Consider the following 15,512-nt stretch of genomic DNA (forward strand, 5'->3'; position numbering starts at 1 on the left):
CAAAAAACGACATCCTAAAAGGACGTCGCAACGTGGTTCCACCTTCATTTATGCAAGTCAAAAGACTTACACCTCGAATCGGCTCTAACGTAGCCACCGTTTTATGTTTGCATAAAAGCTGATAGAGTAGTCTCAACTGCATCCTCTACGCGATTTCCAGCTCCACGCGCTCTCTAAAAGATTTCCTGCAGGTGATATGTCTCTAGAAAACATTATAGCACGATTGGAAAAATTTGCAAGAGCTATTGACCATCAAAACCAGAAAAATGATTTAGAGCCTCTTGACTCAAAGTTGCAGCTTGACGTTTTTTGCGGTATTGCTCTGCCAACAGCATTCCTCCCAAAGAAAGGAATAACAAGACATGAATATCCCTAGCATTATAAAGCGTGGAAGTGATTGGATTATAAATCTTGTCTCCTGAGTAAAAAAGTCCGTCAAAAAAGTTTTTGAATAGATAATAATACTGAACCCCTGGAATCAAAAGAAGAAAGGGCAGAGAAAAACCTTGCATCCGAGTATTTATATAAACAATCACTGCACCAAACAAAGGAAGCAGCACAGCATAATAAAATAAATTAAGATTAGAAAGCCAGCTCAAATCGCTTCCCATACTTTCTGTATTGTCTATAAGATATCTCCAAAGCTCTTGCCAAATCCAATCTGAAGCAATGAAAATGCCATAGAACAAAAGCAGCCACGGCAACTGTTTGAGATATTTTTTCATAAGATTTCTCCTCTATTTCTAAATAAAACCTTGCATAAATAGCTATTGCCGCAATGATGCAAGGCATGTTTCTATTCTAATAATTTAGTTATATTCCTTATTTTTTTCACTTGCTTACTCGAAGCTTTGAGGATACGAACAGAGCCATTGATTGGTAGAGAGATGACCTTGCCAGGCAAATAGGCCACCGTCTTGGCCAGACGCTTGGCAGCACTTTCCTCTGGGCTAAGCTCGTTGTGGAAGTCCTTGGAAATGGTTAAATCCAGATAAAACTCATAGACTCTGCGACCAAAATTCTCCGCTGAAATTTCGTAGAGCTTGTCTGCTAACTTCTGCTCATCCATATCAGGTGTCGCAATAATTGCCTCTAAAATAGCGCCTGATAAATCACGCTCTTGGTAATAAAGGGTTCCAAAAATTTTGTCACTGATAACATTATCCAGATAAGGATTGCCATGAGCAATAATCGGCGTGCCACTGGCTAAGCTTTCTAAGTAGGTCAGACCTTGGGTCTCACTGGTTGAGGCAGAGATAAAGAAATCCGCAGCTTTATAGTAAAGGGCCGTATCACTAGGAGCAATCATCCCCGTAAAGATGACCGCTTCTTCAATCTGAAGCTTAGCAACCATTTCTTTCAAGTCTTCCGCGTAGGGGCCGTCGCCGACAATGACCAGCTTGACTTTGTCATTTTCTTCAAGGACGGCAGGCATCGCCTCAACGATAGCCTGGATATTCTTTTCATAAGAAATACGGGACAGACTGAGCAGCATTATCTCATCTTCAGCCAGTCCTAGCTTGAAACGCAGCTTCTTGATATCCTCACGCGAAATTTCCGGCCGCTCAAACTTCGCCAGCTCAATTCCTGTCGGAATCACCCGTTTTTCTGCTTCGATTTTATAATCAACCAAAAGGTCATAAACAATCTCGCTAGGGCAGATAACCCCATCCAAGTCACTCATGAAGCCACGGACGATGTACTTGACCATGCTAGGACGGATGACCATCCCCTTGGCAATATAGTGCACATAATCTTCATATTGGGTATGGTAGGTATGTACTACCGGAATCCGAAGCTCTTTAGCAATCCAAATCCCCAGCAGCCCTAGTGAAAACTCAGTCTGGGTATGGATAATGTCCAGCTGGTACTGACGGGCAATTTCTAGCGCATGAGAAAATCCTCGATAAGCCACTCTTCGATCCTTAAAGGCAAAGAAAGGTACGCTGGGAATCCGAATAATTTGCCAATCCTCATAACGATTGACATCCTTGTCCGTCGTCGTAAAAATAAATACCGTGTGACCTAATTTTTCCAGCTCCGTCTTCAAAGTCCGAATACTGGTAGCAACCCCAGAGACCTGAGGAAAATAGGTATCTGTAAAAAGACCAATACGCATCTTACATCTCCAAAACTGTTTGATAAGCCTTGACTAACTGATCTGCAACATCGTCAATAGACCGGCTTTTAGCCACCTGATAGCCTGCTTCGCGCTTGTCCACCTTTTTATCTAAGACATTTCTCAGAGACTGGACAAACTCGTCTACGTTATGACAGAGCTCGGCTGAACGCTCATCCACCCAGCCATGATAAACTGGGATATCACGCAGCACAACATTCTGCTCACTGGCCAAGGCCTCCAGGACAACAATTCCTTCAGTTTCCTCATAGGATGGGAAAAAGAAAGCATCTGCTCCAGACATGGCTCCCTGGAAAACAGCTCCCTTAAAATAGCCAGGGAATTCGACATTATCAGGGTGGTCAAAGAGGACCAGACGGCGGATCTTGCGCGGAATCAGCCAGAGATTGATAGAGCCCAGCCAAATGAAGCGCACATCTGGCATCCTGCGGGCAACCTCTACAAAATCCTCAATCCCTTTGCGGCGGAAATAAAGGCCAGCACAGACGACCACCTTCTGCCCCTCTTCAATCTTAAAGTACTTTTTAAAAACTTCTTCCTTATGAGCATCTTTCTTATACTTTGGTAAGTCAATACCGTTTGACACAGCCACCATAGGTGTAGTGACCCCATAAGACTGGATCAGCTGCTTGGAATACTCCGATGGCGTGATAATGAAATCCGCCTTTTTATACATGTGCGTCAGGTATTTACCAAAGAGCGGAGCAAAGAGATTGGATCCAATAAAGGAATTTTCAAAGTCCTCCTTGGTTGAATGCCCATGCATAATCACTTTTTTATTGCCCCTCTTGGCAGCATGCAGAAGAAACAAGCTACGGGGACCATAGGTATTGATGTGGACCACATCATAATCTCCTAAAACGTCCGTCGTATAAGGAATCCCAGCCAAATCCAAGGCATGCATCTGATGCTGGAGGGCTCGGCCGATTCCTGATTTCTCCAAAACGGACTTTCCTTCAAGGTACAGTAATACTTTCATACTTCCTATTATACCGAAAATCAAATAAAAAGGAAAACCACAAGGGCAAAAGAGGTAAAAAATCCATCCAAAGCCTGATAAGGCTTAGAAAACTGCTCTAACTGAACGGAAACACAAAAAAGCTGAGGTATAGTACCTCAGCCTCACTCAATAATAGTGAAAATCTATTAAAGCAGTAATTCCTTAATCACCTTTGTCTCTTTTCAAATTCAGAGAAATTCCTAATCAGACTGGCGGACACCGCTTATTTCCGAGTTGATTTACGCTCGCTAATGCTGTGAGCTAGGAGAACTTCGCGTTCTTCCAATTCTTCCTTATGCATAATCTTAGTCAGCATGCGCATACTGATAGCGCCGATGTCATAGAGGGGCTGACCGATTGTGGAAAGGTTAGGACGAGTGAAACGAGCTACTTGTGAATCATCACTGGTAATGATTTCAAAATCTTCTGGAACCTTGATGCCTTGATCAGACAGACCATTTAAGAGGCCTGCTGCCAATTCATCTCCTGTGACAAAAGCCGCAGTTGCTTTGGAAGCAATGACACGCTCTGCCAAATGGTAGCCATCATCATAAGAATATTTAGATTCAAAAACCAAGCCTTCGCTGTATGAAAGTTTCTTGTTCTTCAAGCCATCTTTATAGCCTGATAGACGGATTTTCCCGTTGATATCATCAACAAGCGGTCCGCTGACAAAGGCAATTTTCTTATTGCGCTTAGCCAGTAATTCTACAGCATCAACCGTTGCTTGCTTGTAGTCAATATTGACGCTCGGAAGCTGATGCTCCACATCGACAGTACCCGCCAAAACGACCGGTGTACGCGAACGTGAAAACTCTGAGCGAATTTTCTCCGTCAGATGATAGCCCATGAAAATAATGCCATCCACCTGCTTAGAAAAGAGCGTATTGACAACGGATACTTCCTTATCATCATCCTCATCACTGTTAGCCAAGACAATGTTGTATTTATACATTTCAGCAATATCGTCAATCCCTTTTGCCAAGGTTGAGAAATAACTATTGGTAATATTTGGAATGACAACGCCGACGGTTGTAGTCTTCTTGCTGGCTAATCCACGTGCCACTGCATTTGGACGATAGTCAAGACGATCAATGACCTCTAAAACTTTTTTACGTGTGTTTTCTTTGACGTTCTTGTTTCCATTCACTACTCGACTGACTGTCGCCATCGAAACTCCCGCTTCACGGGCGACATCATAAATCGTTACTGTGTCGTCTGTGTTCATATAGTTTCCTTTCTTCTATTGAAAATATCGTTTTCACTTTCCTACATTCACCATTTTATCACTTCTTGTAAACACTTTCAAGTATTTTGATAAGTTTTTGAAAAGTCTTGCTTTTTTTGACATTTTTTGCCAAAATAGAGGCATAGAAAGAAGGTTGTGACCATGACAAAAATTCAACAAATCACCCACTATCTCGAGAATGAGAAGCTAGATGCCGCTGTTCTGTCTGATCCAGTCACTATCAATTATCTGACTGGTTTCTATAGCGACCCGCATGAGCGGCAGATGTTTTTGTTTGTCTATTCTGACCATGAGCCCCTGCTCTTTGTGCCTGCTCTAGAAGTTGAGCGGGCTTCAGGAGCTGTTTCCTTTTCAGTCCTTGGCTATATGGACTCTGAAAATCCTTGGCAGAAGATTAAAGCTGCCCTGCCTAATCACTCCTTCAAGACTGTCGCTCTTGAGTTTGATAACTTGATTTTGACCAAATATCATGGATTGAAAACTGTCTTTGAAACTGCAGAATTTACCAACCTGACTCCTTACGTCAACCGCTTGCGCCTGATTAAGTCTGCCGATGAAATCCAGAAAATGCTGGTAGCTGGGCAATATGCTGACAAGGCTGTTAATATCGGTTTTGACAATATTTCGCTGGAAAATACCGAAACAGATATCATCGCTCAGATTGACTTTGCTATCAAGCGCGAAGGCTATGAAATGAGCTTTGAAACTATGGTGCTGACGGGAGATAATGCAGCTAATCCGCACGGCATTCCCGGAGCAAATAAAGTCGAAAACAACGCCCTCCTCCTTTTTGACCTTGGCTGCATGGTCAATGGCTATGCTAGCGATATGACGCGGACTGTTGCTGTTGGCCAGCCGGATCAGTTCAAAAAAGATATCTATTATCTGACATTGGAAGCCCAGCAAGCTGCTCTTGACTTTATCAAGCCAGGCGTCACAGCTCATGAAGTAGACCGTGCCGCTCGGCAAGTCATCGAAAAAGCGGGCTATGGTGAGTATTTCAATCACCGCCTCGGCCACGGTATCGGTATGGATGTTCACGAATTTCCATCCATTATGGAAGGCAACGACATGGTCATCGAAGAAGGCATGTGCTTCTCTGTTGAGCCTGGTATCTACATCCCTGGCAAGGTCGGTGTCCGCATCGAGGACTGCGGCTATGTCACTAAGAATGGTTTTGAACTCTTCACCGAGACTAGCAAGGACTTGCTGTATTTTGAATAGAATTTTATCAGCCTATATTATGTCTCGAATGATTATTGGGTTTGGTAGACGACTTCTGGTTATTTGAGCTATCATTATTGGACATCGTTATAGCTACCTCAGTTCTTACGCATTTATAATTTCAAAAAAACGATAGAAAAGTTTCTGTCGTTTTTTTCTTGTTTCCTAGAAATTATACTAAGTCATTTAGATTCACCCACTTTTTCTCTAATGATGTGAGCTGTCAGAGACTTTCCGAAGAACTCATTTGCTCCGCACTAACCAGTTTTTACACCAACAAGATGCTTTCATCATTGAGAAGAGAAAGCGTTACAAATCCTTATCATATCAGAGGTTTCTAGCCCTTCTTGCCCTTCTGATTTAAAAATGTTATAATTTTTTATGAAAAATTGTCTAAAAATTCTAATCTTTATTGTTAAGGAGGTCTGGATGCTCTTCAAAAGGTCAGAAAATCACGGATTTTCTCGCTATCTCTGCCTAATCTTGCTTCTCATCATTTTTCTGGCTTTCTCCCTCTTTTTAGCTGTATCTTTGGGATCGGTCACTATTGATATACAGGATACTTACCAGATTATTTTCAGCAAACTCGGATTTCCCCTTGGCACAGGCAAACTATCTCCGTCTACAATTGCTATTGTTTGGAACATGCGGGTTCCAAGAGTGCTCTTGGGAATCCTAGCTGGTGCTGGCCTTTCTGTCTGTGGCAGCGTCATGCAATCTACTGTCAATAATCCTATCGCAGAGCCTTATATCCTGGGAATTTCAGCCGGTGCAACCTTCGGAGCCACACTAAGCATTATCTTAGGGCTCAAATCCATTACTGGCGCAGGCGCCTTTATAGGATCCATTCTGGCATCAGCTGTGGTCCTTTTTATCGCATCCATGCAGGGAAAGATGACGACAAGCAGTCTGATTTTATCAGGAACAGTTGTAAATGCCCTCTTTATCGCTTTTTCCAACTTTATCATTTCCGTCGGTGCCAATGCTGATAGCCTTATGACAATCAAGTTCTGGACTATGGGCTCACTGGCTGGAACTTCTTGGTCAGATTTAGCCTTGCCGGCTCTTGTTGTTAGTCTCTCCTTTTTGTTTTTCTGTTCTCAGTATCGTATTTTCAATACTATGATGATGGGGGACGAAGCAGCTTTGACCCTGGGAGTCCCTCTGCGTTTTTACTGGTTTCTTTATATCACAGTTGTCGCAGTCATGACAGCGGTGCTGGTTGCCTGCTGCGGTATTATTGGCTTCGTCGGACTAATCACTCCGCACATTGCTCGCAGATTAGTCGGTACCAACTACAAAAGGCTCTTTCCTATCGCTACCCTGCTCGGCTCACTCTTTCTTGTCTGGGCAGATGTTTTAGCTCGAATTTTGGTTAAAAATGCCGAACTGCCGATTGGAATCTTCACTGCTTTGGTCGGTGCACCCTTCTTTATCTACATTGTAGCCAAAAGCCGAAAGGAGGTAAGCAGCTGATATGGATCTAACTTGCCAAAATATCCACTATGCTGTCGGCCAAAAAGAGATCTTAAAAGGGATTTCACTCAAGGTCGAGCGAAATCAGTTTCACACTATTTTAGGACCCAACGGAAGCGGCAAAACTAGTCTGCTCAAAACCATCTACCGCCAAATCAAACCTGACAGCGGGAACATTTATCTAAACGGAAGGCCACTGGAACAGGTCAGCATAAAAAAAGCTGCCCAGAAAATAGCCGTTGTAACTCAGTTTAACTATCTTCAGTTTGACTGTACCGTCCAAGAAATCGTCATGCTGGGCAGGACGCCGCATCTGTCCCTTTTTCAAAAAGAGAGCGAAAAAGACTATGCCCTTGTCCGTCATGCCTTGAGTCAGGTAGACATGCTGGACAAGAGAGAGCGAACCTATCTATCCCTGTCTGGCGGTGAGAAGCAAAGAGTCCTGCTGGCACGCGCTTTGGCTCAACAGCCAAGCCTACTGCTCCTAGACGAGCCGACCAATCATCTGGATATCAAATACCAGCTGGATATGCTGCGTATCGTCAAAGACCTGAAGATCAATGTTTTGGCTGTCTTGCACGATATCCAACTGGCTTGTCGGTATTCAGACTATTTGTACCTCATGAAGGGAGGTGAGATTGCATACCAAGGCGCTCCAAAGGAGGCCATCACTCATGATTCACTGCGAGCCGTTTACGGTATTCAGAGCAAAGTGATCTGGACCAAGGATCGACAGGCTATGATTCAATATCTATAAGAGTCTGTTTTCAGCTTTATCTATACAAGCTCCAAGCCCAAGAAAGGAAGGCAATATGAAAAAAACACTCAGTATCTTACTCGTCGCAACTGCTGCACTGACAATGGCAGCCTGCAATTCTTCATCTAAGGAAAGTACGAAAGAAAGCTCAACTTCGCAATCTTCCTCCAAAACAGAGAGCGCGAAAAAGAGCACAGCAGAGACAAAATATCCAGTGACAATCAAAACTTACGATGCCGAAGGCAAGGAGATTGATCAGATCTTTGAAAAGGCACCGGAAAAGGTCATCACCAACAACCTTTCGACGACCGAAATCTTGATTGAACTAGGATTGAAAGACAAGATCGCTGGTATGCTCAATCCAGACAACGATGTCACAGATAAATACAAGGCTGATATTGCCACCATTCCGCAAGTCGGCGACAAGAAAAACGTATCACAGGAAACTGTGCTATCTTATGAGCCAGACGCTCTTCTTGGCCGAAACATGATGTTTTCCGAGAAGTCTCTGGGAACAGTCAGTGCCTGGAATGAAAACAAAATCCCTGTCTACACACAGAAGGCTTCCCTGTCTAATACCAAGCAAGACCTAGGAAATATCGTTGAAGATGTCAAGAATATAGGAACCATCTTTAACGTTCAAGACAAGGCCAATCAGTATGCTGACCAGCTGCAGACAAGAATTGACAGTGTCAAGAAGGCCAATAAGACTAGCCAAGGCGAAAAGAAAAAAGCGCTCATCATGTGTGCCTACAAAGATGAGACTTTCGGTGCTTATAAATCTGCCCTGCAGGAGAGCCTGCTTAACCAGCTCGGCTATACCAATGTAGCGACCGGAACCTCTGACCTAACCTTGGAAAATCTGGTCTCTATGGATCCAGAAGTCATCATCTATGTAACCAGCGACCGAAACAAGGCCATGGATGAGCAAGCAGTTGATCTAATGAAAGCCAATCCAGTTCTGGAAGATGTCCCAGCGGTCAAAAATCAGAAAATCATGACCATCTCCTATGATGAGTTCATGGATTATGGTCCTTCTGTAATTGACTCACTCGAGAAAATCAATGACTTTATCAATAAATAAGACCTTTGTCTGGGAGGGTATCACTGTCAATATTGCCCTGCCCCAAGATTATGACGGATCACGACCTTATCCAGCAATCTTGCTAAATGATGGCCAGATAAACTACCTGAGCAGGCTTTCTTCATCGGTAATCTTGATCGGACTGATATCAAACAACAGGCTGGACGATTATACACCCTGGAAAGCCAATGCTCTAAAGCCTGGCAATGCTGATTTTGGCGGCAGAGCAGATAGCTATCATCAGAAACTATTCAACGATATATTAGCAGAAATCAGACAGCACTACCTACTGGATGACAAGAGAATTGCCTATGGTGGCTACTCTCTCGGTGGACTAGCGGCTGTTTACAGTCTCTATAGCGTCTGCGAGATTCCTTGTGTCTTTTCTATCTGCGGTTCCTTTTGGTACCCGGGTTTTACCGACTATTGCCGAACACAGGACTTGAAAAACAAGGACTGTCTAGTCTATTTGCAGAATGGAAAGACAGAAGGTGCGAATCACTCGAACCGACTTTCCAAGGCTCCTTTCTATGCTGAAGAAATTCATCGCTTGATTCAGAAAGAAATCCTTACCACCTGCTCCATCTTTGACCCTTATGGGCATCATGAAGCCCTCAAAGAGCGCTATGTTGCCTTTGCCGACTGGCTGGCCACACAATGGCATATTGACTAATGAAAAACCCCTTTGTCACTTACAGCAGCTGACAAAGGGGTTTTTTAGTTTATTAATGCAAGCAAAAGACTTTTACCAGTAAAATGGTAAAAGTCTTGAGTAGAAAGATTTATTCCGTTTTCTCTCCCGCCTCTAGTTTCAACAAGAAAGCTTTTTTATCAAGACCGCCGGCATAGCCGGTCAGCTTGCCGTCGCTTCCGACAATCCGATGACAGGGAATCAGAAGGGAAATCGGATTATGACCGATAGCGCCACCGACTGCTCTAGCCGAGCCAATCTTACCGTACTCAGCTTGTAATTCTCGTAGAATGTCTGAATAGGTAGACGTTTGTCCATAAGGAATCTTCTGCAGCACTGTCAGAACCTTGCTTCTGAACTCAGTTACTTGGGGTGCCAATGAAATTTCATTTATTGCGGGATTTTCTCCCTTAAAATAAGCATCCAGCCAAGCAGAGACGCGTCGGCTTATTTCTGTCTCCTCCTGCTGCGCTTGCTCCAGATCATAGCCTGCCCCAAAATATTTCTGATTCTCCAGCCAAAGCCCCAACAAGGCATTTGCGTCTGTCAAGATGAGAATCCGGCCAATCGGCGATGTATAATAAGTCTTGTACATATTTTTTCTTTCTTTTAGCTTCTTGATAAGCCTTATTATACCACTCTTGTCTTAACTTTTGCCACAATCCCATCTGGGTCTGTGACTTCTAGCTCTTGGGAGCTAATCCATCGGACTGGCGCTTGCAAGTCCTGAGCATTTTCATAAATAGCTACTAGGTCTTCTTTCCCTTCTACTTGCGCTTCAAAATAGGCTAGTCCCATTTGCTTAGGTTGGCGATGATTCAAGTGAGAACCTCCCCATTCATTAACAGCTAAATGATGATGGTAGTTTCCGGATGCCAGCCAGCTAGCAGAAGGTACAGAAAATTTATCCTCCAAGCCTAGAAGCTTTTGGTAAAAATGACTGGCTGCTCTGCTATTTTTCACAGACAGATGGACATGGCCCATACGAGTGCCTTCAGCAATACTAAACGGCTGGACTTCCTGACCCAGTTCATAGATTTCTTGAGCAGCTAGAGCTTCCGTCACTCCGATAATGCGGCCATCTTCTCGAATATCCCAATCAGCCTGAGGCTTGTCCCGATAAAGCTCAATGCCGTTGCCTTCTGGGTCCTCCAGATAAATGGCTTCACTATAGCCGTGGTCCGCCCCTCCAACCATAGGAACTTTATTTTCTGATAAATGCTTAAGGATATCCGCCAAAGCTTGGCGGCTTGGAAGCAAAAGCGCCAGATGATAAAGACCATAAGCCGACTTAACGGTCTGACGGTCACTAGTCGCTAAGAGCCTCACCAGCGCTTGTCCGTTCCTGCCCAAAGCCACCTGTCCGTCCTGCTCTTCCAAAAGCTCCAGCCCTAAAACACGCTGATAAAAATCCCTTTGTCTTGCTAGGTCAGCCACATAAAGTGCCACCTCTCCTAGATAAATCTTGCTTTGATATTCAAAAGTCATGTTTTTCTCCTCTCTTAAATTTAAAATTTCAGCAGTGCTCCTGCCAAATCTTTTTTTATTTTCCCAAAACAGAAATACGTTTCTTGATGTGGTCTTCCACATCTCCATTTGCTCTGAAGGATTATTTTTGAAATTGTAATCAATTATATTACATCTATTAGTATACCACACCTTAATGTAATGTCAATAATTACATCTCGTAAAATTCTTAACAAAAAACAACCTGCTTCCTAGGAAACAGATTGTTCTTTAATTTCTTTTTCGGTCGCTGCGACAACTTCGTCAAGACTGGTCTGAGCCAATTCAGCTTCCATGGCTGCCTGAATAGCTGCCAAGCGGTCATCTAAAACATTGTGAATGTTCTTGCCGATAGGACAGTCTGGATTGGGCTTGTCATGAAAGCTAAAGAGCTGGCCGCTCTTGCCCAGACACTCAACCGCGCTATAGACGTCCAACAGGCTAATGTCTTTCAAATCTTTGGCAATCTCTGCTCCTCCAGTCCCACGAGCAACGGTAATCATCCCGGCATTCTTGAGCTGAGACAGGGTTTTGCGAATAATAACTGGATTGACGCCAACACTGCCAGCAAGGATATCACTTGTCAGTTTTTGTTTTTTTCCCTCCAAAGCCAGTACAATCAGCATATGAGTGGCAATGGTAAAACGGCTGGAAATCTGCATTTTCTCTCCTCCCTCATCATTTTCTCTCACTATTATATCCCAAAAAGGGTGTAACTTCAAGAGTTACGACTGGACTTTAAGAAAGCTGCAATCTCATCTGCATAGCCTTCCCGCTCACTGATTTCCCGCAGCAGGTCGTGGTTATGGGTATGGTGGATACCATTGACCAAGCTCTCCCGATAAATCTCATAGTAAGGCAAGTGGAGCTCCCGCGCCAATCTCAGCTCCTGCTCCACATCGTAGGCCACGCGCCGAAGGTCGACATCAGCCAGACCCGTCTCATCTATCTCTAAAATGGTATATTGGGCTCGCAAGTCCTGACGCAAAGCTGAATCTAGAAAGAACGGCTGACCAATAGAACCGGGATTGATAATCAGCTGTCCCTTGGTCCCGTAGCGGAGAAACTGTTGGTGAATATGACCATAAACAGCAACAGCACAGTCATTCCCATCAAAAAGGCGGTCGAAATCGCTCTGCTCGCCAATATGAATCAGCTCCCGTCCCCAATTCTTATCTGGCAGATGGTGGCTGACCGCAATCTTCAATCCCTTTACTTCTGTCAAGACTTGCAGAGGAAGTTCCTGCATGCGGTCAATCTCTTCAGGACGGATTTCCTCTAGGACAAAATGGCAGAGCCGGGTCAGGTAGAGATGGCTGGGACGTGTCAAGTCTAACTTTTGATGCAGGGCATGCCAGAGACTGTCTTCCCAATTCCCCCTGACCTGGAGACTGATGGGCAGCTGCTCCATCCTATCTAAGATATTTCTGCGACCGGTTCCTGGCAGGAGCAAGTCCCCCAAAAACCAATAGTCTGTCACTTGCTGGCTTTCCGCATCCGTCAGCACTGCTTCCAAGGCTGTGCTATTCCCATGCACATCGGATAATAAGGCAATTTTTCGTGTCATTGTGTGTCTTTCTCTTTCTTTACAAGGAATATTATATCAAAGTTCAAAAAAACTTCCACCCATCAAGTGAGTGAAAGTTTTGAAGTCTTTTTATCAATCAACAGACTTGAGTGCTTCCAGCATATCCACCCTTCTGAGGCGGTAATTGACAAAGAAGCCAAGCAAGGTCAGAATAAGAGTCACCGCTGTTAGAGGAAACAGATAGACTGAGAGACTTACTTGAGGGGTTAAGCTGATAATGCTAGGCGCAACCTTCTCAATCAAAAAACGATGCAGGAAGAAACCGCCTAGAAGCCCAACTGCCATCCCAATCACTGACAGAATAATGGTCTCTCGATAGATATAGAGGGTCACTTCCTTATTATGGAAGCCCAAAACCTTGATAGTGGACAGCTCGCGAATCCGCTCAGCTACATTGATATTGGTCAGGTTGTAGAGAATGACGATTGCTAAAAGAATGGAAATCAGGACCAAAATTAGCATTGTATTATTAAGAGAATCAGCTAAAACATTGAACTGCTTCACCATGCTTGCATTTTGAGAAACACTCTTGACAAACTTGAGACTCATAAATTCATTGGCCTTGTCCACAATATTTTTGCTAGAAGAGTCCTTGATCCGCACTAGATAAGCGTTTTTCTCGGGCTTTTTCCCGTAAATCTTCTGGTAGTCAGTTGCCTTCATAAAGGCAAAATGGCCAAAATGATTCTCATTGACTCCTGTGAGCTTGACTGACTTACCACCCAGCTCTATACTACCACCGGGGCTAACTCCAGCTATACGGGCCAATTTATCCGAAACAACTACACCGTCCTTGATAGTCAGCTTTTGCTGGTTGTCAGGACTCTCCATAGAAATAAAAGGTTCAAAATTTTCCTTGTCCGTAACCATTAAAGTGACTGATTCTGTCTCTTTTTTTCCTTTGTATTTCTCTGTCAAGGTTTCACTGTAGATCTCCTGATAATCAGCAATCGAGTCATCTGCCAACATCTTTTTCAGCTCGTCTTGCTCAGCTTGATTCTCCCCAGGATTGACAGCGACAATCAAGTCGTAGCGCAGAATCTCCTCAAACTGACGTTTGGGAATACCACCAATAGAAGATTGGAGTCCTAGGCCGGCAAAGAGCAGGGCAACAGAACCCGCCACACCAAAGATGGTCATAAACATCCGCTGCTTATAGCGAAAGATATTGCGAGCTGTGACCTTCTGAGTAAAGCTAAGACGTCGCCAGATAAGGGTCAGTCTTTCCAAGAAAATCTTGGAGCCCTTGACCGGCGGCTTGGGCAAAAGCAAGTGAGCTGCTTCCTCTGTCAGCTCCCGTCTTGCCACCAAATAGGCAGGAAGAACACTGGATAGAAGGGAAAGCCCAAGGGCCAGTAAACTATAGGAAACATAAAAATATGCATGAGGGGCAGAAAGTACCATTCCTCTAGTAATAATAGAAGAAATCACTCCCGACAAGAAATAATGTCCCAGCAGAATCCCTACGAGGGTACCTAGACTCCCCGCCACCAAACCGTAAAGGGCAAACTTGCGAATGATATCTCGGCTATGATAGCCTAGAGCCTTGAAGACGCCTGCATTTGTTCGCTCCTCATCGACAAAGCGCGTCATGGTAGTGAAGGTCACCATAGCTGCCACCAGATAGAGCACCACCGGGAAGATATTACCAATCGACGCAATACTATTCATGGAGTTTTTATACATATGATAGCCATTCCCACCTGGCAGAGACTTGCGGTCATAGCTATGATAGGCCGGCTCTTTCAAACGACTAAGGTTTGCCTTAGCGTCAGCTAGCTTGTCCTTGCTAGCTGATAAGTCTTTCTCTGCCTTTGCTAGCTCTGCTTTTTTCTGATTGAGCTGGGACTCAGCTTCCTGAATCTGCTGCTGGCTCTGGCTGAGCTGTGCAGGAGGGAGGATAGAAGCGGATTGAGCTGCTTCTAGCTGGCTTTTTTGCTGGTCTAGCTGACTCTGAGCTTGCTCTAACTGTTTTTTACCTTGGGTCAGCTCACTCTCAGCCTGACCGATCTTATCTTGGCCCTTCTGAATGGTGCTTTTGGCATCTGCCTCTAATCGCTTAAAGCGAGCCACTCCGTTATCTTCCAGGCTCTTGTCCAAAGCAGTCTGGTGCTGCTCCAAACGCTCCTGATAGCTTTCAGAGAAGGGAGCCAGCTTTTCTAAATCATGATAGCGCAGGCGGGCAATACTGTAAACATCTGTATCAAAGGCCTTGGGGCTGACTACAGCATAGGCTGATAAAGCACCGCTGCCACTAGTCGCATTGCCCAGATTTCTATCAGACCAGAGCTCTGCTGAGTTGACAAATCCCACGACCTTATAGGTCTTGTTTTTTAAAACTGACCGACTGCCTGCTTTCTCGGTCAGATCAATCTCCTGACCAAGCTTATATTTCTTAGACCAAAAGCTAGCCAGGGCAATTTCTTGCTTATTCTTAGGTAGACGGCCTGAGACCACTTGAAAGTTTGAAATATCCTTGGTATCTGAGAATACTCGGAGGGCCTCCTCGTCCACGGTGACATCTGTCAGATAGCCAAACTCGACATCAGCTCCCTTGATAGCTTCCAGCTCTTTCTGATCCTCCGCATCCAAACCATAGTCTGCCATAACAGCTAAGTCCATGGTTCGCCGCTCTTTCAAGTAATCTGTAGCTGTTCTGCGCATATTGGGAGGAGCGACCTTGAGCCCCACGAGAGCTAGAGAACCCAGCATCATGAGGATTAAAATAGATAGGAAACGTCCTTTAGAGCTAGTGAAGGAGCGCAGAATATCTTTCCAATAAATCTTTCTCTTCATA

The 15,512-nt window shown here is 44.4% G+C and carries 14 protein-coding genes; 5 read left to right on the plus strand and 9 right to left on the minus strand.

Annotated elements, in window-relative coordinates; translation table 11 throughout:
* Window positions 1-242 precede the first annotated feature (242 nt).
* The 4 genes from RSK81_RS08620 to ccpA form a co-directional block, all read right to left on the minus strand.
* Entirely contained in the window at window positions 243-725 is a 483-nt protein-coding gene (locus tag RSK81_RS08620; protein ID WP_002909288.1) for a hypothetical protein, read from the minus strand.
* Window positions 726-796: 71 nt separating this feature from the next.
* Window positions 797-2,119, minus strand: a complete 1,323-nt coding sequence (locus tag RSK81_RS08625; RefSeq protein ID WP_002904960.1) for a glycosyltransferase family 4 protein — start codon at window positions 2,117-2,119, stop codon at window positions 797-799.
* A 1-nt stretch (window position 2,120) separates the two neighbouring features.
* The gene (locus RSK81_RS08630; protein WP_227969613.1) at window positions 2,121-3,119 is read right to left on the minus strand and encodes a glycosyltransferase family 4 protein; all 999 of its coding nucleotides are present in this window, start codon (window positions 3,117-3,119) and stop codon (window positions 2,121-2,123) included.
* 244 nt (window positions 3,120-3,363) lie between these two features.
* Window positions 3,364-4,368, minus strand: a complete 1,005-nt coding sequence (gene ccpA / locus RSK81_RS08635) for a catabolite control protein A (protein ID WP_002894913.1) — start codon at window positions 4,366-4,368, stop codon at window positions 3,364-3,366.
* A gap of 162 nt (window positions 4,369-4,530) precedes the next feature.
* On the opposite strand from ccpA, the gene RSK81_RS08640 reads away from it, so the two are divergent.
* From RSK81_RS08640 to RSK81_RS08660, 5 genes are all read left to right on the plus strand, one after another.
* On the plus strand, window positions 4,531-5,613 hold the full coding sequence (locus RSK81_RS08640) for a Xaa-Pro peptidase family protein (RefSeq protein ID WP_315686529.1): 1,083 nt from the start codon (window positions 4,531-4,533) through the stop codon (window positions 5,611-5,613).
* Between the two features lie 429 nt (window positions 5,614-6,042).
* Window positions 6,043-7,089, plus strand: coding sequence for an iron ABC transporter permease (locus RSK81_RS08645; protein ID WP_315686531.1), 1,047 nt, complete (start codon window positions 6,043-6,045; stop codon window positions 7,087-7,089).
* 1 nt (window position 7,090) lies between these two features.
* Entirely contained in the window at window positions 7,091-7,846 is a 756-nt protein-coding gene (locus RSK81_RS08650) for an ABC transporter ATP-binding protein (RefSeq protein ID WP_315686533.1), read from the plus strand.
* Between the two features lie 55 nt (window positions 7,847-7,901).
* Complete coding sequence (locus tag RSK81_RS08655; RefSeq protein ID WP_315686534.1) at window positions 7,902-8,930, plus strand: ABC transporter substrate-binding protein; 1,029 nt, start codon at window positions 7,902-7,904, stop codon at window positions 8,928-8,930.
* Window positions 8,911-9,603, plus strand: coding sequence for an alpha/beta hydrolase-fold protein (locus tag RSK81_RS08660; RefSeq protein ID WP_315686536.1), 693 nt, complete (start codon window positions 8,911-8,913; stop codon window positions 9,601-9,603). Before RSK81_RS08655 ends, RSK81_RS08660 begins: the two co-directional genes overlap by 20 nt.
* Before the next feature lie 109 nt (window positions 9,604-9,712).
* On the opposite strand, the gene RSK81_RS08665 is transcribed toward RSK81_RS08660, so the two are convergent.
* The 5 genes from RSK81_RS08665 to RSK81_RS08685 form a co-directional block, all read right to left on the minus strand.
* On the minus strand, window positions 9,713-10,216 hold the full coding sequence (locus RSK81_RS08665; RefSeq protein ID WP_315686537.1) for a methylated-DNA--[protein]-cysteine S-methyltransferase: 504 nt from the start codon (window positions 10,214-10,216) through the stop codon (window positions 9,713-9,715).
* A gap of 35 nt (window positions 10,217-10,251) precedes the next feature.
* Complete coding sequence (locus RSK81_RS08670; RefSeq protein WP_315686538.1) at window positions 10,252-11,109, minus strand: VOC family protein; 858 nt, start codon at window positions 11,107-11,109, stop codon at window positions 10,252-10,254.
* 230 nt (window positions 11,110-11,339) lie between these two features.
* Window positions 11,340-11,789 (minus strand): Rrf2 family transcriptional regulator, encoded by a 450-nt coding sequence (locus RSK81_RS08675; protein ID WP_002912933.1) that lies wholly within the window; start codon window positions 11,787-11,789, stop codon window positions 11,340-11,342.
* 56 nt (window positions 11,790-11,845) lie between these two features.
* Window positions 11,846-12,694: a metallophosphoesterase family protein gene (locus tag RSK81_RS08680; protein WP_315686539.1), complete on the minus strand. Its 849-nt coding sequence runs from the start codon at window positions 12,692-12,694 to the stop codon at window positions 11,846-11,848.
* 93 nt (window positions 12,695-12,787) lie between these two features.
* A complete protein-coding gene (locus RSK81_RS08685) occupies window positions 12,788-15,511 on the minus strand; it encodes an FtsX-like permease family protein (RefSeq protein WP_315686541.1) in 2,724 nt (907 codons plus the stop codon).
* Window position 15,512 lies beyond the last annotated feature (1 nt).

It is taken from the genome of Streptococcus sp. DTU_2020_1000888_1_SI_GRL_NUU_041A, from assembly GCF_032387735.1.
Classification (GTDB): Bacteria; Bacillota; Bacilli; order Lactobacillales; family Streptococcaceae; genus Streptococcus; species Streptococcus sanguinis.